General features: G+C 70.0%; 19 protein-coding genes and 1 pseudogene. 14 read left to right on the top strand and 6 right to left on the bottom strand.

Going from position 1 to position 21,429, the window contains the following annotated elements; translation table 11 throughout:
- Positions 1-69 precede the first annotated feature (69 nt).
- From AB0B86_RS29610 to AB0B86_RS29570, 9 genes and pseudogenes are all read left to right on the top strand, one after another.
- On the top strand, positions 70-372 hold the full coding sequence (locus tag AB0B86_RS29610) for an urease subunit gamma (protein ID WP_088948057.1): 303 nt from the start codon (positions 70-72) through the stop codon (positions 370-372).
- Between the two features lie 43 nt (positions 373-415).
- Positions 416-751: pseudogene (locus AB0B86_RS29605) on the top strand (urease subunit beta); the annotation flags it as partial.
- A gap of 174 nt (positions 752-925) precedes the next feature.
- On the top strand, positions 926-2,644 hold the full coding sequence (locus tag AB0B86_RS29600; RefSeq protein ID WP_357406302.1) for an urease subunit alpha: 1,719 nt from the start codon (positions 926-928) through the stop codon (positions 2,642-2,644).
- 61 nt (positions 2,645-2,705) lie between these two features.
- Entirely contained in the window at positions 2,706-3,269 is a 564-nt protein-coding gene (gene ureE, locus AB0B86_RS29595) for an urease accessory protein UreE (RefSeq protein ID WP_357406304.1), read from the top strand.
- 22 nt (positions 3,270-3,291) lie between these two features.
- Entirely contained in the window at positions 3,292-3,969 is a 678-nt protein-coding gene (locus AB0B86_RS29590; protein ID WP_357406306.1) for an urease accessory protein UreF, read from the top strand.
- A 60-nt stretch (positions 3,970-4,029) separates the two neighbouring features.
- Positions 4,030-4,659, top strand: a complete 630-nt coding sequence (ureG, locus tag AB0B86_RS29585; RefSeq protein WP_357420229.1) for an urease accessory protein UreG — start codon at positions 4,030-4,032, stop codon at positions 4,657-4,659.
- A complete protein-coding gene (locus AB0B86_RS29580) occupies positions 4,656-5,573 on the top strand; it encodes an urease accessory protein UreD (protein ID WP_357406310.1) in 918 nt (305 codons plus the stop codon). Before ureG ends, AB0B86_RS29580 begins: the two co-directional genes overlap by 4 nt.
- 19 nt (positions 5,574-5,592) lie before the next feature.
- Positions 5,593-6,618 (top strand): urea transporter, encoded by a 1,026-nt coding sequence (gene yut / locus AB0B86_RS29575; protein ID WP_357406312.1) that lies wholly within the window; start codon positions 5,593-5,595, stop codon positions 6,616-6,618.
- Between the two features lie 26 nt (positions 6,619-6,644).
- Positions 6,645-8,303, top strand: a complete 1,659-nt coding sequence (locus tag AB0B86_RS29570; RefSeq protein WP_357406314.1) for an ammonium transporter — start codon at positions 6,645-6,647, stop codon at positions 8,301-8,303.
- A 2-nt stretch (positions 8,304-8,305) separates the two neighbouring features.
- Here AB0B86_RS29570 and AB0B86_RS29565 read toward each other — a convergent pair whose 3' ends face one another.
- Positions 8,306-9,025, bottom strand: a complete 720-nt coding sequence (locus AB0B86_RS29565; RefSeq protein ID WP_357420228.1) for a YoaK family protein — start codon at positions 9,023-9,025, stop codon at positions 8,306-8,308.
- Between the two features lie 159 nt (positions 9,026-9,184).
- Between AB0B86_RS29565 and AB0B86_RS29560 the strand changes: the two genes are divergently transcribed.
- The 4 genes from AB0B86_RS29560 to mshC all read left to right on the top strand — a co-directional run bounded on the left by AB0B86_RS29560 (position 9,185) and on the right by mshC (position 12,733).
- Entirely contained in the window at positions 9,185-9,907 is a 723-nt protein-coding gene (locus tag AB0B86_RS29560; RefSeq protein WP_357406318.1) for an MSMEG_4193 family putative phosphomutase, read from the top strand.
- Between the two features lie 115 nt (positions 9,908-10,022).
- Complete coding sequence (locus AB0B86_RS29555; RefSeq protein ID WP_357254163.1) at positions 10,023-10,613, top strand: DUF3090 domain-containing protein; 591 nt, start codon at positions 10,023-10,025, stop codon at positions 10,611-10,613.
- Positions 10,610-11,428, top strand: coding sequence for an SCO1664 family protein (locus tag AB0B86_RS29550; RefSeq protein ID WP_357406320.1), 819 nt, complete (start codon positions 10,610-10,612; stop codon positions 11,426-11,428). Before AB0B86_RS29555 ends, AB0B86_RS29550 begins: the two co-directional genes overlap by 4 nt.
- A gap of 66 nt (positions 11,429-11,494) precedes the next feature.
- Positions 11,495-12,733 carry a cysteine--1-D-myo-inosityl 2-amino-2-deoxy-alpha-D-glucopyranoside ligase gene (gene mshC, locus AB0B86_RS29545; RefSeq protein WP_357420227.1) on the top strand — a complete coding sequence of 413 codons (1,239 nt, stop codon included), beginning with the start codon at positions 11,495-11,497 and terminating at the stop codon, positions 12,731-12,733.
- A 213-nt stretch (positions 12,734-12,946) separates the two neighbouring features.
- Here the strand turns inward: mshC and AB0B86_RS29540 are convergent, their stop codons facing one another.
- From AB0B86_RS29540 to AB0B86_RS29520, 5 genes are all read right to left on the bottom strand, one after another.
- Positions 12,947-14,152, bottom strand: coding sequence for an acetylhydrolase (locus AB0B86_RS29540; RefSeq protein ID WP_357406324.1), 1,206 nt, complete (start codon positions 14,150-14,152; stop codon positions 12,947-12,949).
- A gap of 226 nt (positions 14,153-14,378) precedes the next feature.
- A complete protein-coding gene (locus AB0B86_RS29535) occupies positions 14,379-14,711 on the bottom strand; it encodes a transcriptional regulator (RefSeq protein ID WP_357406326.1) in 333 nt (110 codons plus the stop codon).
- Positions 14,708-15,442, bottom strand: coding sequence for a hypothetical protein (locus AB0B86_RS29530; RefSeq protein WP_357420226.1), 735 nt, complete (start codon positions 15,440-15,442; stop codon positions 14,708-14,710). The genes AB0B86_RS29535 and AB0B86_RS29530 overlap by 4 nt, the downstream gene beginning before the upstream one ends.
- A gap of 222 nt (positions 15,443-15,664) precedes the next feature.
- Positions 15,665-16,456 (bottom strand): GntR family transcriptional regulator, encoded by a 792-nt coding sequence (locus AB0B86_RS29525; protein ID WP_357420225.1) that lies wholly within the window; start codon positions 16,454-16,456, stop codon positions 15,665-15,667.
- Positions 16,457-16,579: 123 nt separating this feature from the next.
- Positions 16,580-17,449, bottom strand: a complete 870-nt coding sequence (locus AB0B86_RS29520) for a PAC2 family protein (RefSeq protein WP_357254177.1) — start codon at positions 17,447-17,449, stop codon at positions 16,580-16,582.
- A 262-nt stretch (positions 17,450-17,711) separates the two neighbouring features.
- On the opposite strand from AB0B86_RS29520, the gene metH reads away from it, so the two are divergent.
- On the top strand, positions 17,712-21,227 hold the full coding sequence (gene metH, locus AB0B86_RS29515; protein ID WP_357406332.1) for a methionine synthase: 3,516 nt from the start codon (positions 17,712-17,714) through the stop codon (positions 21,225-21,227).
- Positions 21,228-21,429: the final 202 nt, after the last annotated feature.

Below are 21,429 nucleotides of genomic sequence, written 5' to 3'. Positions count from 1 at the left end.
TGTTCGCCCGGTGGCCGTCCGCTCGGCGGGCTGGCGGCTCCCGACCGACAGTCGTGAAGGACCAGGACAGTGCATCTGACACCAAGGGAATTCGACAAGCTGACGATCCTCTCGATGGCCATCGTCGCGAACGCCCGTAAGGCCAGGGGGATCAAGCTGAACCACCCCGAGGCCGTCGCGGTGATCTGCGCCGCCGCCCTGGAGGGGGCGCGGGAGGGCAAGACCGTCGAAGAGGTAATGAACGAGGCCCGCAGCACCCTCAGCGCCGACGACGTGATGCCCGGCGTGCCGGACATGCTGCCGATGATCCAGGTCGAGGCGGTCTTCACCGACGGCTCACGACTGGTCACCGTGCACTCACCGATCCGATAGGCGCAGCAGCCCGGACGCGATCCCCAGGAAGGTGGAGCAGGACATGGCCACGCAACATCCCGGCCCCAACTCGAAGCACGTGCGACCCATCGGCGGCTACGTGCTGAGCGATCAACCGCTGGAGTTGAACGCGGGTCGGCCGGTCACCGAGGTTGTCGTCCAGAACACCGGCGACCGACCGATCCAGATCGGCTCACACTTCCACTTCTTCGAGGCCAACCGGATGCTCGCCTTCGACCGGGAGGCCGCCTTCGGCAGGCGACTGAACATCCCGGCGACGACCTCGATCCGTTTCGAGCCGGGCGACAAGAAGACAGTCGAGCTCGTCCCCTTCGGCGGGCAGCAGCGTGTCTACGGATTCAACGGTCTGGTGCAGGGGTGGAGCGGCAGCGAGTCGACCCCCAGTTACCGGCCGGACCGTACCGAGGCGATCCACAACGCCAAGACCCGGGGATTCAAGTTCGCCCCGGAGCAGCAGGACGACCCCAAGGGCAAGAAGAAGTAGATCGATTAACCCGCAGGGCTGCGCGCCTCGGGCAGGAGAGATGATTCGATGAGCCAGATTTCCCGGCAAGAGTATTCCGGCATGTACGGCCCCACGACGGGTGACCAGATCAGGCTCGGCGACACCGACCTGTACATCGAGATCGAGAAGGATCTCCGGGTCCTCGGCGACGAGGTGATGTACGGCGGCGGCAAGACGCTGCGCGACGGCATGGGGGTCAACAACCAGTACACGAACGCGCAGGGCGGCCTGGACCTGGTCATCACCAACGTGACAATCCTCGACGCGACGCTCGGCGTGGTGAAGGCCGACGTCGGCGTCAAGGACGGCAAGATCGCCGGCATCGGCAAGGCCGGTAACCCGAACATCATGGACGGGGTCACCCCCGAGTTGGTGACCGGTCCGGGCACGGAGGCCATCTCCGGCGAGCACCTCATCCTGACCGCCGGGGGCATCGACACGCACGTGCACCTGGTGACGCCCCTGCAGGCGTACGCCGCCCTGAGCAACGGCGTGACCACCCTGTGGGGCGGTGGCACCGGCCCGACCGACAGCACCAACGGCGTCACCATCACCCCGGGGCCGTGGAACATCCAGGCGATGATGCGGGCCTTCGAGAGCATCCCGATCAACATCGGCCTGATGGCGAAGGGCAACAGCACCGGCCGGGCCCCGCTCGTGGAACAGATCATGGCCGGCGCGCCGAGCTTCAAGATCCACGAGGACTGGGGTGCCCCGCCGGCGGTGATCCGGGCCTGCCTGGACGTCGCCGACGAGTTCGACGTGCAGGTGAGCATCCACACCGACACCCTCAACGAGAGTGGTTATCTCGAGGACAGCATCGCCGCGTTCGAGGGCCGCACGATCCACACCTTCCACACCGAGGGTGCCGGCGGCGGGCACGCGCCGGACGTCATCAAGGTCGCCGCCCAGATGAACGTGCTGCCCAGCTCGACGACGCCGACCGTGCCGTACGGCATCAACAGCCAGTCCGAGCTGTACGACATGATCATGGTCTGTCACAACTTCAACCCGCAGGTCCCCTCGGACGTGGCCTTCGTGGAGAGCCGGATCCGGACCGAGACGATCGCCGCCGAGGACGTGCTGCTCGACGAGGGCGTCATCTCGATGATGCAGAGCGACTCGCAGGCCATGGGGCGCGTCGGCGAGACCTGGCTGCGCACCATCCAGCTCGCCGGGCAGATGAAGACCGCCCGCGGCAAGCTCGCCGAGGACTCCAGCGCCAACGACAACTTCCGGGTGCTGCGGTACGTCGCGAAGATGACCATCAACCCGGCGATCACCCAGGGCATCTCGCACGTGCTGGGCTCGGTCACGCCCGGCAAGATGGCCGACCTGGTGCTCTGGGAACCGGCGTTCTTCGGCGCGAAACCGAAGCTCGTCCTCAAGGGCGGCATGATCGCCTGGTCGATCATGGGCGACCCGAACGCGTCGCTGCCGACACCGCAGCCGGTCTACTACCGACCCTCGTTCGCCGCGTACGGCAGTCAGCTGGCCCAGACCTGCGTGACCTTCGTGTCCCGGGCCGCCCACGAGGCCGGCATCGCCGAACAGCTCGGCCTGCAACGGCAGGTCATGCCGGTGTACCGGACCCGCGGGCTCACCAAACGGGACATGGTCCGCAACGACCGGCTGCCCAAGCTCGAGGTCGATCCGGAGACCTTCGCCGTGAAGATGGACGGCGTACACGCGACAGTGCCGCCGGCCCGGAACCTGCCGTTGAGCCAGCTCTACTTCTTCAGCTGACCCCCGCCGGGCCGGGCCCGCACGCGCCTGGTCCCGGCACATCCACCGAAAGGAGAGGCCCGTGCTCGTCGAGACGGTGCTGGGCAACATGAACGAGCCGGACTGGATGCTGCGCCTGAAGGAAGCGCGCATCGACGACCTGGTCCTGGACCAGTGGGATGCCCAGAAGAGCCGCATCCGCAAGCTGACCACCTCCGGGGCGGAGTTGTCGGTCTCGCTGGAGCGCGGCGTCCGGCTGCGCGACGGCGACGTCCTGGCCTGGGACGACCTGAGCGCCACGGCGGTGGTGGCCCGGGTGCAGCTGGGCGAGGTGATGGTGGTCCACCTCGACAAGTTGCGCGGCGAGTCGGCCGAGTTGCTCATCCGCTCGGCCGTCGAGCTGGGTCACGCCATCGGCAACCAGCACTGGCCCGCGGTGGTCAAGGGCACCAAGATGTACGTCCCGCTGACCGTGGACCGCAAGGTCATGGACTCGGTGATGCGTACCCACGCCTTCACCGGGATCACCCACGAGTTCGTTCCCGGCACCGAGATCATCGCCTACCTCGCGCCGCACGAGTCGCGGCGACTGTTCGGCGGCGCGGACTCGACGCCACACTCCCACCTCCCCGCCGACCTCAACTGAGCGGGGCCGCACGGTGCGCACCATGGCCGAAACCCTGAAGCTGCTGCAGTTCGGCGACTCGGTCTTCCCGGTCGGCGCCTTCTCCTTCTCCAGCGGCCTGGAGATGGCCGTCGAGCACGGTGTCGTGCACGACCGGACGACCCTTCAGGAGTACGTCCGGACGGTCACCCGGCTCGCCGCCACCGGGGACGGGGTCGCCCTGCTCGTCGGTCACCGGGCCGCCGGCGCGGGGGACCTCGACCGGATCCGGCGGGCCGACGAGGCCGTGCACCTCCGCAAGATCAATGAAGAGATGCGCACCATGTCCGTACGGATGGGGCGCAAGCTGGCCGAAGCCGCGACCCGGATCGTCGGGGAGACGCTGCTGAAGAAGCGGCTCGACGAGACGGCGGCGGGTGTGCCGGTCACGTACCCGGTCGCGCTCGGGGTGGTCTTCGCCGACCTCGGGGTGCCCGAGGAGGACGCCTTCGCGGCCCACCAGTACGGCGCGGCCTCGACGGTGCTCAGCGCCGCCATCCGGTTGATGCGGGTCGACCACCTCGACGCGCAGTCGATCCTGTTCGCGGTCAACGAGAAGGTCACCGACGACTACCGCGACGTGCGCACCGCCGACCTCGACGACATGCAGACCTTCGGACCGCACCTCGACGTCCTGTCCGCCGCGCACCAGCACGTCCACGTGCGGATGTTCATGAGCTGAGAGCCGGACACCCGCATCTTTCCCGCACCTCAAACGTCTCTGAGAAGGACAGGTCACATCATGAAGTCGGCAAGTCGTATCGGCGTCGGCGGCCCGGTGGGCAGCGGCAAGACCGCGATCATCGAGGCGGTCGTGCCCCGGTTCGTAGACAACGGACTGCGCGTACTGGTGATCACCAACGACGTCGTCACCACCGAGGACGCCAAGCACGTGCGACGCGCCCTGACCGGGGTGCTGGTCGAGGAGCGGATCCTCGGGGTGGAGACCGGGGCCTGCCCGCACACCGCGGTGCGGGAGGACCCGAGCATGAACCTCGCGGCGGTCGAGGACATGGAGTCCCGCTTCCCGGACAGCGACGTGGTGCTCATCGAGAGCGGCGGGGACAACCTCACCCTCACGTTCAGCCCCGCGCTTGTCGACTTCTTCATCTACGTCATCGACGTGGCGGCCGGCGACAAGATCCCGCGCAAGAACGGTCCGGGGATCTCCAAGTCCGACATCCTCGTGATCAACAAGACCGACCTCGCGCCCTACGTGGAGGCGGACCTCGACGTCATGGCGCGCGACGCGGCGATGATGCGCAACGACAAGCCCGTCGTGTTCACCAACTGCAAGACCGGCGAGGGCATCGACGAACTGGTGTCGCTGATCCGCCGCAACGCGCTCTTCGACGCCGAAGTGGTCGCATGATCACACTGGACAGCGCGCGGGAACTGGAGCCGTACCAGGACCAACCGGCCCAGTTGCCCGCGGCGTCCAACGGCAAGGTCGGCATCCTGCGCCTCGGGTTCGAGCGGCGCGGCGACCGGACTATCCTGCACGACCTCTACCGGCAGTCACCACTGCTCGTGCAGCGGGCCCTGTACTGGGACGAGGAGATGCCGCAGCTGCCCTGCGTCATGATCCTCACCACCTCCGGCGGGGTGCTGCAGGGCGACCGCCTGCACCTGGAGGTCGACCTGGCGCCGGGCAGCCAGGCGCACCTGGTCACCCAGGCCGCCACCAAGATCCAGGAGATGGACGCGAACTACGGCTCGCAGATCCAGACGTTCACCCTGGCCGAGGACAGCTATCTCGAATACCTCCCGGAGCCGACCATCCCGTACCGGGGCAGCCGGTTCGTCACCGACACCCGGGTGCGGCTCCCGGAGAACGCCACAATGCTCTACGCCGAGGTCCTGCAGCCCGGCCGCAAGTACTACCGCGACGGCGAACTGTTCGCCTACGACCTCTTCTCCTCCTGCTTACGGGCCGAGCGCCCGGACGGCCGGCAGTTGTTCGTGGAGAAGTTCGTGGCGGCCCCCGGGCAGTTTCCGGTGGCGCGGGTCGGGGTCATGGACCGCTTCCACATCTTCGGCAACGTCGTACTGCTCACCAGCGGTGAGCGGGCCGCCCGCGTTTTCGAACGGACCGCGACGCCGGTCTGGGACGAGAACACACCGCTGGCCAGCGCCGTCAGCCGACTGCCGAACGACGCCGGCCTCATCTTCAAGGTGCTGGGGCAGGAGACCGAGGCGGTTCGTGCCGCCGTCCGCGCCTTCTGCGTGGCCGCCCGTGAAGAGGTGACCGGCCGCACCTTCCCGCCGACGTTCAGCTGGCGATGACGCATCCGAGGAGCATGTCGTGACGAGCGTGACCCAGGGCTGGGACAGGCTGAGTGACAGCAACCCGTTGCTCGGGTTCGTCGACGCCTGCCTGCGCGGGCCCGCGCAGGTCGTCCTGCAGAACAACCCGCTCACCGGCCTGCTCGTCCTCGTGGCGGTCGCCTGGGGGGCCTTCGAGAACGGGCAACCGCGGATCCTCGGGGGAGCGGTAGTGGGCCTCGTCGTCGGCACCGCCACGGCCGTCGCCCTGCGGGTCGACGAGCCCTCGTTACGCAAGGGACTGTTCGGCTTCAGCCCGTTCCTGACCGGCATCGCCGTCCCGACGTTCCTCGACGACCGACCGCTGATGTGGCTCTACCTGGTGCTCGGCGCGATCGCCACGACTGTGGTCACCCTCGCGCTGAACGCGATCTTCAAGACCTGGGGGCTCACCGCGTTCACCATGCCGTTCGTGCTGACCACCTGGGTCCTGCTGATGGCCGCCTACCAGTTCGACAGGTTCACAGTGCTCACCAAACTGAAGCCGATGTTCCCCGGCGAGGGGCAACTGACCGGGGGCCGCTTCAACTGGGACCTGATCCCCACCTTCCTGCGCGGGGTGTCCCAGGTCTACCTGATCGACAGCTGGGTCACCGGGTTGATCATCCTGGTCGCGTTGCTTGTCAACTCCCGCTGGTCGGCGCTCTTCGCGGTGATCGGTGCCGTCGGCGCGACACTGCTGGCGCTCTGGTTCGGCGCCGACGCGTCCTCCCTGGACAAGGGCCTGCTCGGCTTCAACGCGGTGCTGACAGCGATCGCCGTGGGCGCGGTGCTGCACCGACCCGGAGCGATGGTCACCCTCTACACGCTCTTCGGCATCGCGTTGACGCTGTTCGTCCAACTGGCCTTGGCGACTGTGCTCACCCCGCTGGGCATTCCGGTGCTGACCGGGCCGTTCAACATCGCCACCTGGCTGCTGCTGCTACCCAAGCGGCACTTCGCGCCGGTGCCCAACCACGAACGCGTCAAGGAGTCCATCCTCACCGAGGTGAGACGCACCGTCTGACGTACCGAGAGGAGAGGTGAGCTGCGATGCTCGCTCAGGAAGCGGTGAACTCGGGCGACACCGCCTGGGTGCTCGTCTGCGCCGGCCTGGTGTTGTTCATGACTCCCGGCCTGGCCGCCTTCTACGGCGGCATGGTCCGCACCCGCAACGTGCTCGCCATGCTCCAGCAGAACATGATCGCGCTGGGCGTGGTCAGCCTGACCTGGGTCCTGGTGGGCTACACCATCGCCTTCGGTGACGACGCCGGCACCGGCCTCTTCGGCAACCTCGAACTCTTCGGCCTGACCGACCTCAAGGTCCCGCCCGCGCCCCACCTGCACGTCATCGCCGGTCAGGTGACCATCCCGACCCTGGCGTTCGTCGCGTACCAGATGATGTTCGCGGTGATCACCCCCGCGCTCGTCACCGGGGCCACGGCGGGCCGGCTGAAGTTCGCCGGCTGGGTCGCGTTCCTGGCGATCTGGTCCATAGTGGTCTACGCGCCGGTCGCGCACTGGCTCTGGCACCCCGACGGTTGGCTGGCCAGGTTCGGCGCCCAGGACTGGGCCGGTGGCATGGTGGTGCACGCCTCGGCGGGCGCCGCCGTGCTGGGCACCCTGCTTGTCGTCGGACGCCGCCGGGGTTGGCCGCGCACCGCGTCCCCGCCCAACTCGATCCCGCTCACCATCCTCGGGGCGGGCATCCTCTGGTTCGGTTGGTTCGGCTTCAACGGCGGCGACGGACTCCAGGCCAACGGACTCGCCGCCCAGGCGCTGATCAACACCCATCTCGCTGCCGCCGCCGGAATGCTCGTCTGGCTGATCGCCGAGCGGGTGAAGGACGGCCACAGCACCGTCGTGGGCGGCGTCTCCGGTGCGGTAGCGGGGCTCGCGACGGTCACCCCCGCCGCCGGGTACGTCAACACGGTCTCCGCCATCGCCATCGGCGCGATCGCCGGATTCGTCTGCCACTTCGCGCTGCGGCTAAAGTACCTGCTCCGCCTCGACGACGCGCTGGACGTCCTCGCCGTCCACTTCGTCGGCGGCATGCTCGGCTCGCTGCTTGTCGGCTTCTTCGGCGACAGCGGCATCAATCCGCTCGGCAAGGATGGCCTGTTCTTCGGCGGCGGCGGATCCCTGCTGTGGCACCAGATCGTCGGCGTGGTCACCGTGGTGGCCTTCTCCTTCGTGCTCAGTTGGGCGATCGCCGCCGCGGTGCAGGCCGTACTCGGGCTGCGGGCCCCCGCCGACGTGCAGGACAACCTCGACCACGCCCAGCAGGACGCCGATGCCTACCACCTGGGCGGCGTGGCGGGCCTCAACGGCACCGGCGCACCGCAACGCCGCCAGCCCGGACCGGGACACGCCGCCGAGCGGCCCACCCGGCCGATCCAGAACGCCCGACTGGTCACCGCGACTGTCAACCCGACGCTGCTGCCGACGACCCGGGAGCTTCGCGACGCCCTGGTCGGCGCGGGAGCCACCTCCATCGTGCTCTCCGACGCGACGGTCTCCACCGCCGAACCGGCGGCCCGTTCGCTGCCCCGGGGTTACTGGCAGGACCAGGATCTCGTGGGCCGGGCCCGGGTCGAGGTGGTGGTGGAGCGCGAGGCGGTGTCCGCGGTGTTGGACGTGCTGGTTCGGTACGGCGCCGAGCGTCCGGAGTGCTTCGTGCAGGAGATCCAGCTCGCGACCGACGTGCGCTGAGATCAGGTCCGGGACCGTCCCGAGCGGAGCAGGAACGAGAGGGCGGCCAGGGCCAGCGTTCCCCACGCCGGCACCCACAGGGGCCGTTGCTGCGCGATCGTGCCGAGGCCACCACCGGCGGCGTAACAGGTAAGCGCCAACAGCCCGAGGAAGGCGCCCTGCCGGGCCCGCTTCCGGCCGGTGTCCGGACCGGCCAACCACCGACCGATGCGCTCACCGATCTTGTCCACCGTGCCGGACTGGTAGGTGATCGCGGTGGTGACCCCGGCGGTGCGGACGAACAGGGTCGCCAGCGCGCCCATGGCGAGACCGCCGGCAGCGGCAAGCGCGATTCGTTGCCATCCGCCCTGCCGGCCGTGGTGCAGCAGGGCGTTCAGCACCGCCCAGAGTGCGAGGGTGAGCACAGCGCTGCCGAGGCCCCGGAGAGCCGGCGACCATCTGCTGCGCGCCGCGCGTACCTGGGAGACCACGCCGGTCCCGGTGGCGAACGCGACAAGTGAGGCGGCGGACTCGGGCCAGGCGGCGTGCCGTCCGGCCAGGCCGATGCCGAGCAGGACGGCGTTGCCCGACTGGTTGGCGACGAACGCGCCGTAGCGCAGGAACGCGAAGGCGTCCACGAAGCCGGCGATCCCGGTGGTCACGGCGAGGACCAGCAGCGGGTACCGGAACTCCCGGTAAGCGTCTTGCGGGTCCGGGGGCCGTCGGGATGGCGAGTCGCCCATCGCGTTCCCCATCCTCCGCTAACGGCTCCGGACAAGACCGGCACACCGCATTTTACGGTCAGCCTGGTGCTTCAGTCCGTTTTCGCCAGCCCCCCCGCCACCGGTGGCCGGACACCCTGGTCGCCCGACGGCGACGTCCGGTCGGGCCCAGGTCATAGGGTGGTCCCCGTGGCGACCCTTCTGCTTCTGCGACACGGCCGGACGACAGCGAACGCCGACGGCGGCCTGGCCGGCCGCCAGCCGGTCGAGTTGGACGACACCGGCCGGGCCCAGGCGACAGCGGTCGGCGAACGACTGCGCCGGGTGCCGCTCGCGGCGGTGGTGACCAGTCCGCTCATCCGGTGCCGGCAGACCCTGGAGCTGGCGCTGCCCGACACCGCCCCGCTCGTGGAGGAGGGGCTGATCGAGTGCGGCTACGGAGACTGGGAGGGGCAGCCACTGAAGAAGCTGGCGAAGGAGCCGCTCTGGCCGGTGGTCCAGCAGCACCCCAGCGCGGCGGTCTTCCCGAACGGCGAGGCGATGGCCGCGATGGCCGCGCGGGCGGTCGCGGCGGTACGCGCGTGGGATGCCCGGATCACCGCCGAGCACGGCCCGGAGGCGGTCTGGCTGGCCTGCAGCCACGGCGACGTGATCAAGGCGATAGTCGCCGACGCGCTCGGCGTACACCTTGATCTCTTTCAACGGATCGTGGCCGACCCGGCGTCGGTGACGGCGATCCGGTACACCCCGTTGCGGCCGTTCCTGCTCCGGCTCAACGACACCGGCGGTGACCTGGCCGCGCTGGCACCGCCGCCCCGCAAGCGTCGGCGGGCGACGCGGGCGGCGGCGAGCACTGCCGACTCCGACGCCCCGGTGGGCGGCGGCGCGGGGGCCGGCCGGTGAGCCGGCGTCCGCCGCGCCCGGGTGCCAGGACCGGTGCGCCGGGCGTGGCGGGGCGCACGGTGATTCGGGTCGGTGGGGTGCGCGGTGCCCTGGCGGGCCGGATAGGGTCGTGGGTATGACCCACCAGGTGCACGCGTTCGAACCGCCGGAGCGGTTCGTCGCCGGGACCGTCGGGCCGCCGGGGGAGCGCGCCTTCTTCCTGCAGGCCCGCGGCGGCGGTCGGCTGGTCAGTGTCGCGCTGGAGAAGGTCCAGGTGTCCCTGCTCGCCGAGAAGTTGGAAGAGCTGCTCACCGAGGCGCAGCGTCGCTTCGGGGTGGACCTGCCCGAGCTGGCGCCGGTGATCGGCGACAACGAGCCGCTCGACACGCCGGTCGACGAGGAGTTCCGGGTCGGCACCCTCGGGCTGGCCTTCGACGTGGACACCGCGACCGTGGTGATCGAGGCGATCGCCGCCGGCGAGGTGGAGCCCGAGGTCGAGCTGGGCGACGAGGACGACGAAGACCCCGACGACGACGATGTCGAGGACGACGAGCCGGACGAGGACCTCGACCGGCTCCGGGTGCGGCTCACCCCGCAGGCGACCCGCCAGTTCATCGAGCGGGCCCGGCGAGTGGTCAACGCGGGCCGGCCGCCGTGCCCGCTCTGCGGCCAACCGTTGGACCCCGCCGGGCACCTCTGCCCGCGGCACAACGGTTACCACCGGTGACCTCGTCCGGCCTCCAGCCTCGCCAGGACGGCGACGCGGCGCTGCGGCTGCTGCGTGACGGCACGCTCGACCTGGAGGGTCGGCTGGTCGACGCGTCGAACACGACGCTGCGCGGCATCCTGACCCTGGACGGGGTCACCGCCCGCTGCGTCTACAAGCCGGTGCGGGGCGAACGACCGCTCTGGGACTTCCCCGACGGCACCCTGGCCGGTCGGGAGGTCTCGGCGTACCTGGTCTCCGAGGCGACGGGCTGGGGCCTGGTGCCGCCCACAGTGCTGCGCGACGGGCCGTTCGGCCCCGGCTCCTGCCAGCTGTGGATCGACGAGCCGGAGGACGCCGAGGCGCTTGTCGGCTTCCTGCCGGCCGACGAGCTGCCGCCGCGCTGGTTCCCGATCGCCGCGGCCCGGGACGACGACGGCGCGGCGTACGTGTTGGCGCACGCCGAAGACCCACGACTGGCCCGCCTCGCGGTGCTCGACGCGGTGATCAACAACGCCGACCGCAAGGGTGGGCACGTGCTGGTCGGCCCGGACGACCGCATCTACGGCGTCGACCACGGGGTGAGCTTCCACGTGGAGGACAAGCTCCGTACGGTGCTCTGGGGTTGGGCCGGCCGACAGCTTCCCCCGGACGCGGTGGAGATGCTCGCCGGGCTCGCCGGGCAGATCACCGGAGCGCTCGGCGCGGAGCTTGCCGACCACCTGACGATCAGCGAGGTGGCCGAGCTGGCCGGCCGGGTCGACCGGTTGCGCGAGAGCGGCCGTTTCCCGCAGCCGCCGGAGGACTGGCCGGCGATGCCCTGGCCCCCCATGTGAGCTGCTGTCATCTTGATCACCCGTGGTGCGCTCCGGCGGCGTCGCCGGGCTGGCTAGGCTGGTCCCATGGAGTCTTGGGCGGGACACGAGGTGCCACGGCTGCCGGGCAAGGGCGAGCCGTTGGCGTTGTACGACTCGGCGCGGCAGGGCGTCCACCCGAGTGAGCCGGCCGACGCGGGAAGCATGTACGTCTGCGGCATCACCCCTTACGACGCCACACACCTCGGTCACGCCGCCACCATGATCACGTTCGACCTGGTGCAGCGGATGTGGCGCGACGCCGGCCGTCCGGTGCGCTACGTGCAGAACGTCACAGACATCGACGACCCGCTGCTGGAGCGGGCCGCCCGCGACGGCGAGGACTGGGTGGTCCTCGCGATGCGCGAGACCGCGCTGTTCCGGGAGGACATGGAGGCGCTGCGGATCATCCCGCCGGAGCACTACGTGGGTGCCGTCGAGTCGATCCCGGACATCGCCGACAAGGTCGCGGTGCTGGTCAAGGACGGCGCCGCGTACCGGCTCGACGACGGCACCGGCGACATCTACTTCGACATCTCCGCCACCGGCCGGTTCGGCTACGAGTCCAACCTCACCCGTGAGCAGATGCTGGAGATCTTCCCCGAGCGCGGCGGTGACCCCGACCGGGCCGGCAAGCGCGACCCACTGGACCCGGTGCTGTGGCGCGGGGCCCGCGAGGGCGAGCCGTCCTGGCCGGGCGGGGAGTTGGGGCCGGGCCGTCCGGGGTGGCACATCGAGTGCGCGGTGATCGCCATGAACCTCCTCGGTGACCGCATCGACGTGCAGGGCGGCGGCAACGACCTGCTGTTCCCGCACCACGAGGCGTCCGCCGCGCACGCCGAGCGGCTCACCGGTCAGGCCCCGTTCGCCGAGCACTACGTGCACGCCGGCATGATCGGCCTGGACGGCGAGAAGATGTCCAAGTCCCGCGGCAACCTGGTCTTCGTGTCCCGGCTGCGCGCCGACAAGGTCGACCCGATGGCGATCCGGCTGGCGCTGATCTCCGAGCACTACCGCAGCGACCGCACCTGGACCGACGACCTGCTCACCGCCGCCCAGGAGCGCCTGGCCCGCTGGCGGCGGGCCGCCGCCGCGCCGGCCGGGCCGTCCGGGGCCGAGCTGCTGGCCGGGGTACGCGAACGCCTGGCCGATGACCTGGACACCCCGGGCGCCCTGGCCGTGGCCGACCTCTGGGCCGACGCGACCCTGGCGGGCACCACGGATGACCCCGAAGCACCCGCCCTCTTCGCGAAGACGGTGGACGCCCTCCTAGGCATCCGCCTCTAGCCCACCCGACAACCCACCCCGCTCGCCCCCGCTTGCGTCGATCATGGACTTCTGGTGCCCGATACACGGTGCTTTGCGCCTTTCGCGAGGCACCACAACCCCATGATCGACCGGGTCCCGCCCTTCCTGCGGACGGTCGCGCGCCGCGCGTTCCGGCTCAGTCCAGAACCAGGCAGGGGGTTGGGGCGGGCCGGCACGGCGCGGACGAACGGGCTATGGAATGAACGTCACCTCGGGGAAGGAGCGGCTCGGGCCGCTCAGGAGACGGCCGCCCCGGTGCCGCAAGTGCAGGTCGAAGAACGCCAGCGGGTACGCCTGCCCGATCCGCACCGCGCGGGCGGGGTCGAGATTCCCGATCCAGCTGACGAGTTCCTCGTCGCTCATCCCGATGACCCGTGCCAGTTGTGGAATCAGCCACTGGTTGTCCCCGTAGGACGAGTGGACAGCTTCGGCGGCTTGGATGTTGAGCCGCCATCCGCGTAGGTGGGTGAAGAACTCGGCGACGGCGGGCTCCGCGGCCTGGGTGAACGCCGCCGTCATCAGCATGAACGGCCGGTACAGGTCGGTGGTGGGCAGCGGCTGCGACAGCATCGGGCCGTCGATGCTCAGTCCCGCTCGGATCCGCCGGTCGGTGGCCATGGTCAGGGCCGTCGCGGTGCCGCCCTTCGACCAACCGAACATGCCGATTCGGCTTAGGTCGAGGGCGGTGCCCAGCCCGGCCGGCAGCGGTGCGTGGTCGACGTCGGGGTTGCCCCCGGCGGCGAGGTCGGCGATCTGGTCGAGGACGAACCGGACGTCGCGGGTATAGGTCCATGGGGTGGCGTGGTGGCTGTTCTCCTGGACGGTTACCCGGCCGTCGGGGAACTCGCCGAACCCGTCGTAGGTGTGGTCCACCGTGACCACCACATAGCCGTGGCTGGCCAGTTCCTGGACAACGATTGTGGTGTCCGAACGGTGGCTGCCGGCGCCGTGCGAGTACAGCACCACCGGCAGCCGTCGGCGCGGGCGCAACACCGGGGCGCCCTCGTGGCCGGCGGTCAGTGGTGCCAGCGCGGCGTCGGGGTCGAAGCCGGCGGAGCCCAGCAGCGTGCGCATCGAGGCGGCGGTCATCCACGGGGCGAGCGGGTGTCGCCGCACGTCCCGGGCGGGGTACCAGAGGCTGACCATCAACTCCCGGTACCGTCCCGGCCCGGCCAGCGGGTCCGGCTGTGACCGGTCGACCAGGTGCAGCGGCACCGTCCCCACGCGGTACGGCCCGGTCGGCGCGGGCAGAGAGAGCCGGACCAAGCCCGGATCGGTGGCGGCTGCCGTGGCGCGACCGGCGATGCCAAGCGGCACGCTGATCCCGGTCGCCAGTGCCGCTCCGACAAGGCCGCGGCGCGTCATTCCCCGTCCACCCATCGGCTGCACGGTTTCCATTTGTCCTCCCCTTGGGTTTTTCGACGCCGCAACGGAGCGTTCCGGCCATCGATATCATCGCAGTGTATACACTGAGGGTGTAGTTGTATCGGTGTCAGCGCTCTTCGATGATGAAGACTTCAGCGCTCTGCTGCTGGAGACACCAGGCCTGCCGTGTCTGGGCGTGACAGACCCCGTGTTGCACGGGATCCGGTCCGCGCACGTCGGCTGGCCGTCGGTCACCCGGTCACCGGTCGGCGATCGGCGCCGTCTCGGCATGTTCGACCTGCTGAATGAGTTCCTTGAGGTGGGCGATCTCGTCGCGCAGGGCTGCCTCACCGGTAGCGGTGAGAGTCACCCAGGTGCGTGGGCGCTTGCCCTCGTAGCCCTTCTCGATCTGGATCAGCTCGGCCTTCTCCAGGACGTTCAGGTGCTGCCCGAGGTTGCCCGCGGTCAGCTGCAGGGTGGTGCGCAGGAAGCCGAACTCGACCTGGCGGGCCTGGTGAGCGATGGCCAGGATGCCCAAGCGGACGCGCTGGTGGACCACGTCGTCGAGGCCGTTGGTGGGATGGTCGGTCATCGCCCCGGAACCTCGGTGGTCGGCCGGAACAGGGCGAAGGCGGCACTGCCGAGCAGCAGCAGCGCCGCCGGGACGAGCAGGTACGGCAGGAAGAACCACGGCGAGGTCGAGTGGATGACCTGGCCGCCCTGCACCATCACGCTCGCCAGGTAGACGAGGCTGTACGCCAGCAGCGCCCAGTTGCGTTCGACCCACGCGAGCACCAGCAGCGCCAACGCGATTACCGCTATGGGACTGGCCAGCCCGTTGACGAGCCACGCCGCTGGCCCGACCTCGATCGCGGCCGGATCGGTGGAGAAGGGGTCGGCGGGGACGGAGACGAGCGGGTGGAGCCTCAGCCAGATCGACACGGCCGTCATCAGAACGGCCAACGCGACGCCGACGACGACGTAGGGGCGGATCGGGGTGCCCACGCCGCGCCGTCGGGACTGTCGTACGTAGAAGCCTGCGATCGCCGCGTAGGAGAGCACCAGCGCGACCGTCCAGTATCCGAGCTCCGTCGGGTTGGGTGCCATGCAGACCGTGTGCTGCGGGCTGGATCGGCAGGTGTCGAACAGGTCGACGTAGGGGGCGTACCGGTAGACGGGTATCGCGATCAGGGTGATCACCGCGAAGACCAGCAGCGGAAACCAGGTGCCGCGCTGGGCGACACGGACCTGGCGGGTCAGGTCGCGCACGGCCGCCAACAGCTCGTGAGGCCCATCCGCCTGTGGAACGGATTCGTGTGTCATGAAGTTAGCTTTGCATTACAGACCTATCCGTGCAAGAGAGTCTGACCGCATTTCACGGGCCGTGCCAACTGTGACCGCGCCGCCCACCGCGAACGCAAACCAGGTGGGACGCGAGTTCAACAGGCGGTCTGGGGCACCGACTACCCAGCCGTCCTCAACCGCGTCGTGGCGCTGGACTGGCTCCGCGCCATGCCCCGACGGACATGATCGGCGAGCCGGAACCTAGCCCAGAACCAGGCCGGGGTCGGGATCGGCCTCGGGGGTGGGGGCAGGAATCTGGTACTCCTCGGTGAGGGTGGTCATCGGGCCGGGCCAGGTGGCCTGCGCGACCTCGATGGGCTTGCGGTGACTGTCGTACGCGACGTGCAGCAGGTGCAGCACCGGGGTATCGGGCCGGATCTGGAGGGTTTCGGCCTCTTCCCGGCTGGGTTGGCGGGCGCTGATCGTGTCGGTGGCCGAGACGTACCGCCGCCCGGTGGCCTCCTCGGCCTCCTGGTAGAGCGGCCGGCCGAACGCCTCGGCGCGCTCAAGCGAGGTGCCTGCGGTGTCGCGGGGCAGGAACCAGGAGGCGCCCACCTCGACGGGGGAGTCGTCGGTGCGCACGAGGTGTCGGCGGCAGAGCAGGCTGGTGCCGTCGGACACGCCGAAGGCGTCGGCGACCTCGGCCGGGGCGGGGGCGGAGCCGACCGAGACGAGTTGCTGACGGTACCGGGCGGCCAGGTCGGTGTGGTAGCCGCGGAAGCCGCCGTACCGGCCTCGGGAGAGGCGGTTGAGTCGGCGTCGGGTGCCCCGGACGTACGTACCGGAGCCGGGTTTGGTGATCAGGATGCCCTCGACGCGGAGCTGGTCGACGGCGCGTTGCACAGTCTGTTTGGCGACGCCGAACATCTCGGCGATGGCCGGGATGGACGGCAGCCGCTCGCCGGGCCCCCAGTCGCCCCGGCGGACCTGGGCCTTGAGCTGCGCGGCGATCTGTCGGTGCGGGAACTCGGCGGCCCCGGGATTGATCTGCACACCCGCCTCCTTGATCACATCTAGGTTCCTAGGATGCCCTAGCGGGTGTGACGGCGCTACCCGTGACACGCGAAAAAACGGGCCCTCGGACCACAAAGGTCCGAGGGCCCGCGACGAACAGTGCTACCAGGAGCCGGCGGTGGGGCCGGCCGAACCGCCCCGGCGGCGCAGGTACTTCTCGAACTCCTGAGCGATCTCGTCACCGGTCAGCGGGGTGATGCCCTCGTCGCCGACCCGTTCCTCCAGCTCGCGGACGTACTCGCCGAGCTCGGCGTCCTGCTCGGCGGCGCTGCGCACCCGCTGCTCCCACTCGGCGGACTCCTCGGCCAGGTCGGCCATCGGCACCGGCAGGTCGACGACCTCCTCCACCCGGTGCAGCAGGGCGAGGGTGGCCTTGGGGCAGGGCGGGTTGTTGGCGTAGTGCGGCACGTGCACCCAGAACGAGACGGCATCCACGTCGGCGCGGGTGCAGGCGTCGTGGAGCACGCCGACGATCCCGGTCGGCCCGTCGTAGCGGGTTGGGGTGAGCTGGTAGCGCTCGGCGGCCTGCGCGTCCGAGGCGCTGCCGCTGATCGGCAACGGCCGAGTGTACGGAACGTCGGCGAGCAACGCGCCGAGCAGCACCACCCGTTCCACCTCCAGGCTGTGGCAGATCTCCAGCACCTGCTCGCAGAACGTCCGCCAGCGCATGCTCGGCTCGATGCCGCGGATCAGCACCACGTCACGGTCGGTGCCCTCCGGGCTGGCCACCATGAACCGGGTCGTCGGCCACTCCACCCGACGGGTCTCCCCGTCGGCCATCGTGATGGTGGGCCGGCTGACCTGGAAGTCGTAGAAGTCCTCCGGATCCAGCTCGGCGATCTGCCGGGCGTTCCAGACCTGCTCAAGGTGCTCCACCGCGGCGGTGGACGCGTCAGCGGCGTCATTCCAGCCCTCGAACGCGGCGATGGCCACCGGGGACCGCAGCACCGGCAGTCCGTCGAACTCGGTCACGCCGTCACCTCACCCTGCTCGTCGCGGCCGGCGCCGGGATGGCGCCCGGTCGTCATACCGTGGGGCACAGCGGCGTCCCTGTTGTCCTTCACGTCCGTCAGCCTACGTCCCGGGCGGAGGTACGGCCTGTCGGCCGCGCCGGTCTGCCGCTTCCAGGCCCGGTCATACCCGAACGGACCGGACAGCGTGATCCCGCTGACACAATCTGGGATCAGGTGCCGAGGGTGGGTGAGCAGGACGGCTGCCGCACTAACCTGGACGCGTGCGGACTTCGTTGCTGGATGCGCTGGCTGGCCGGATTCTCATCGCCGACGGGGCGATGGGCACGATGCTGCAGGCCGCGGACCTCACACTCGAGGACTTCGACGGCCTCGAAGGGTGCAACGAGATCCTCAACGTCACCCGTCCCGACGTGGTGCGCGGGGTGCACGACGCCTACCTGGCCGCCGGCGCGGACTGCGTGGAGACGAACACCTTCGGCGCCAACCTCGCCAACCTCGCCGAGTACGACATCCCGCACCGCATCCGGGAGTTGTCCGAGGCGGGCGCCCGGATCGCCCGGGAGGCCGCCGACGCGGCCAGCACCCCGCAGCGGCCCCGGTTCGTGCTCGGCTCGATCGGGCCGGGCACCAAGCTGCCCACCCTCGGGCACGCCCCCTACTCGACGCTGCGCGACGCGTACCAGGAGAACGCCGCGGGTCTGATCGTCGGTGGCGCGGACGCGTTGATCATCGAGACGTGCCAGGACCTGCTCCAGGTCAAGGCGGCGGTGGTCGGGTCGAAGCGGGCGATGGCCGAGCTGGGCCGGTCGGTGCCGATCATCTGTCACGTGGCCGTGGAGACCACCGGCACCATGCTGGTCGGCAGCGAGATCGGTGCGGCCCTGGCGGCGATCGAGCCGCTGGGCGTGGACCTGATCGGGCTCAACTGCTCGACCGGTCCGGCCGAGATGAGCGAGCACCTGCGGTATCTGTCGCAGCACTCCCGCATCCCGCTGTCGGTGATGCCGAACGCCGGCCTGCCGGTGCTGACCGCCGACGGGGCGCATTTCCCGCTGACTCCCGTGGAGCTGGCCGAGGCCCTGGAGCGGTTCATCACCGAGTACGGCGTGGGGCTTGTCGGGGGCTGCTGCGGCACCACCCCGGAGCACATCCAGGTGCTGGCCGAGCGGCTGCACGGCGTCACCGCCCCGGCCCGCGAGCCCCGGCACGAGGCGGGTGTCTCGTCGGTCTACCACCCGGTGCCGTTCGCCCAGGACGCGTCGGTGCTGATGGTGGGGGAGCGCACCAACGCCAACGGCTCCAAGGCGTTCCGGGAGGCGATGCTCGCCGGCGACTGGCGGGCCTGCGTGGAGATCGCCCGCAGTCAGGCCCGCGACGGCTCGCACCTGCTCGACCTGTGCGTCGACTACGTCGGCCGCGACGGCACGCAGGACATGCGGGAGCTGGCCGGGCGGTTCGCCACCGCGTCGACGCTGCCGATCATGCTGGACTCCACCGAGCCGGCCGTGGTCGAGGCGGGGCTGGAGATGCTCGGTGGGCGGTGCGTGGTCAACTCGGTGAACTTCGAGGACGGTGACGGCCCCGACTCCCGGTACGCGCGGGTGATGCCGATCGTCCGTGAGCACGGCGCTGCGGTGGTGGCGCTGCTCATCGACGAGGAGGGGCAGGCACGTACCCAGGAGTGGAAGGTGCGGGTCGCGGCGCGGCTGATCGACGACCTGACCGGCCGGTGGGGGATGGACCGCGCGGACATCCTGATCGACGCGTTGACGTTCCCGATCGCCACCGGTCAGGAGGAGACCCGCCGCGACGGCATCGAGACGATCGAGGCGATCCGGGAGATCTCCACCCGCTACCCGGGGGTCAACTTCACACTGGGCATCTCGAACATCTCGTTCGGGCTCAACCCGGCGGCCCGCCAGGTGCTCAACTCGGTGTTCCTGCACGAGTGTGTGCAGGCCGGCCTGACCTCGGCCATCGTGCACGCCAGCAAGATCCTGCCGATGTCGAAGATCCCCGACGAGCAGCGCGAGGTCGCCCTGGACCTGGTCTACGACCGGCGCCGCGAGGGGTACGACCCGGTGCAGCGCTTCCTGGAGCTGTTCGAGGGCGTCGACGTGACGAGCGCCCGGGCCAGCCGCGCCCAGGAGTTGGCCGCGCTGCCGCTTGACGAGCGGCTCAAGCGGCGCATCATCGACGGCGAGCGCAACGGCCTGGAGGCCGACCTGGACGAGGCGATGGCCGGCGGCCGGTCCCCGCTGTCGATCATCAACGACATCCTGCTGGACGGCATGAAGGTGGTCGGTGAGCTGTTCGGCTCCGGCCAGATGCAGTTGCCGTTCGTGCTCCAGTCCGCCGAGGTGATGAAGACCGCTGTGGCGTACCTGGAGCCGCACATGGAGACCACCGAGGACGGCGGCAAGGGTCGCATCGTGCTCGCCACGGTGCGCGGTGACGTGCACGACATCGGCAAGAACCTTGTCGACATCATCCTGTCCAACAACGGCTACGAGGTGGTGAACATCGGCATCAAGCAGCCGATCAACGCCATCCTGGACGCCGCCGAGCAGCACCGCGCCGACGCGATCGGCATGTCCGGGCTGCTGGTCAAGAGCACAGTCATCATGAAGGAAAACCTGGCCGAGATGGCCACCCGCGGGGTCGCGGAGCGCTGGCCGGTCCTGCTGGGCGGGGCGGCGCTCACCCGCGCGTACGTCGAGGACGACCTGCGGTCGATGTTCCCGGGCCAGGTGCACTACGCGCGGGACGCGTTCGAGGGGCTGTCCCTGATGGACAAGGTGATGACCGCCAAGCGGGGTGGCGCGCCGGTGATCGACCCGGAGCGGGAGGCTGCCCTCGCGGAGCGGCGGGCCCGTCGGGAGCGGCAGCGGACGATGGTCACCGAGTCGCTGCCGGAGCTGCACGACTCCTCGACCCGCTCCAATGTGGCAGTCGACGTGGAGGTGCCCACTCCGCCGTTCTTCGGCACCCGGGTGGTCAAGGGCGTGCCGATGGCCGAGTACGCGGCGTTGCTCGACGAGCGGGCCACGTTCCGCGGGCAGTGGGGGCTCAACGGCGCCCGGGGCGGCAACGGACCGTCCTACGACGAGCTTGTGGAGACCGAAGGTCGGCCGCGGCTGCGGTACTGGTTGGACCGGCTGATCGCCGACCAGGTCCTTGAGGCAGCCGTGGTGTACGGCTACTTCCCCGCGTACTCCGAAGGCAATGACCTGGTGGTGCTCGACGAGAACGGGCACGCGGAGCGCGCCCGGTTCTCCTTCCCCCGCCAGCGCCAGGAGCGGCGGCTCTGCCTGGCGGACTTCTTCAGGCCCAAGGGCGACCAGCTCGACGTGGTCGCGCTGCAACTGGTCACCGTCGGGCAACCCGTCAGCGAGTACGCGGCGAAGCTGTTCGCCCGCAACGAGTACCGCGACTACCTGGAGGTGCACGGGCTGTCCGTGCAGCTCACCGAGGCGCTCGCCGAGTACTGGCACCGGCGCATCCGCGCCGAGCTGACCCTGCCCGACGGCCGCCCGTTGAGCATCGACGACCCTGTGGACCTGGCCGGCATTCTGCGCAACGACTACCGGGGCTGCCGGTACGCGTTCGGCTACCCGGCCTGCCCGGACCTGGAGGACCGGGCGAAGATCGTGGACCTGCTCGGGTCGGAGCGGATCGGCGTGGAGTTGTCCGAGGAGTTCCAGTTGATGCCGGAGCAGGCCACCGACGCGATAGTGGTCCACCACCCGGAGGCCAGTTACTTCAACGCCAAGTGACGGGCGCAGGTGCACTGACCTGCACCCGAGGTCGTCCCGAAGGCCGCTGAGCCGTGATCATGCCGTCTCCCGCAGGACGTGCATGGCGTTGCGACGGTCGTCGGGGATGTCGGCGGCCCGGATCGCAGGCTTCCAGACTCCGGGTTGAACTTCGAGCGACCGAGCGGCAGGCCCGTCAGCGGTGGCCAGGTAGAGAACACGG

Origin of the sequence: Micromonospora sp. NPDC049047 (assembly GCF_040649135.1) — a bacterium.
In the GTDB taxonomy this organism is placed as follows: domain Bacteria; phylum Actinomycetota; class Actinomycetes; order Mycobacteriales; family Micromonosporaceae; genus Micromonospora.
This window is presented reverse-complemented; position numbering and strand designations above follow the sequence as displayed.

Coding starts and splice junctions, on each gene's coding strand:
- AB0B86_RS29570 (WP_357406314.1), top strand. CDS start 6,645: ATGCTCGCTCAGGAAGCGGTGAACTCGGGCGACACCGCCTGGGTGCTC.
- AB0B86_RS29600 (WP_357406302.1), top strand. CDS start 926: ATGAGCCAGATTTCCCGGCAAGAGTATTCCGGCATGTACGGCCCCACG.
- AB0B86_RS29540 (WP_357406324.1), bottom strand. CDS start 14,152: ATGGAAACCGTGCAGCCGATGGGTGGACGGGGAATGACGCGCCGCGGC.
- AB0B86_RS29555 (WP_357254163.1), top strand. CDS start 10,023: ATGACCCACCAGGTGCACGCGTTCGAACCGCCGGAGCGGTTCGTCGCC.
- AB0B86_RS29580 (WP_357406310.1), top strand. CDS start 4,656: ATGATCACACTGGACAGCGCGCGGGAACTGGAGCCGTACCAGGACCAA.
- AB0B86_RS29590 (WP_357406306.1), top strand. CDS start 3,292: ATGGCCGAAACCCTGAAGCTGCTGCAGTTCGGCGACTCGGTCTTCCCG.
- ureG (WP_357420229.1), top strand. CDS start 4,030: ATGAAGTCGGCAAGTCGTATCGGCGTCGGCGGCCCGGTGGGCAGCGGC.
- AB0B86_RS29565 (WP_357420228.1), bottom strand. CDS start 9,025: ATGGGCGACTCGCCATCCCGACGGCCCCCGGACCCGCAAGACGCTTAC.
- AB0B86_RS29535 (WP_357406326.1), bottom strand. CDS start 14,711: ATGACCGACCATCCCACCAACGGCCTCGACGACGTGGTCCACCAGCGC.
- AB0B86_RS29530 (WP_357420226.1), bottom strand. CDS start 15,442: ATGACACACGAATCCGTTCCACAGGCGGATGGGCCTCACGAGCTGTTG.
- mshC (WP_357420227.1), top strand. CDS start 11,495: ATGGAGTCTTGGGCGGGACACGAGGTGCCACGGCTGCCGGGCAAGGGC.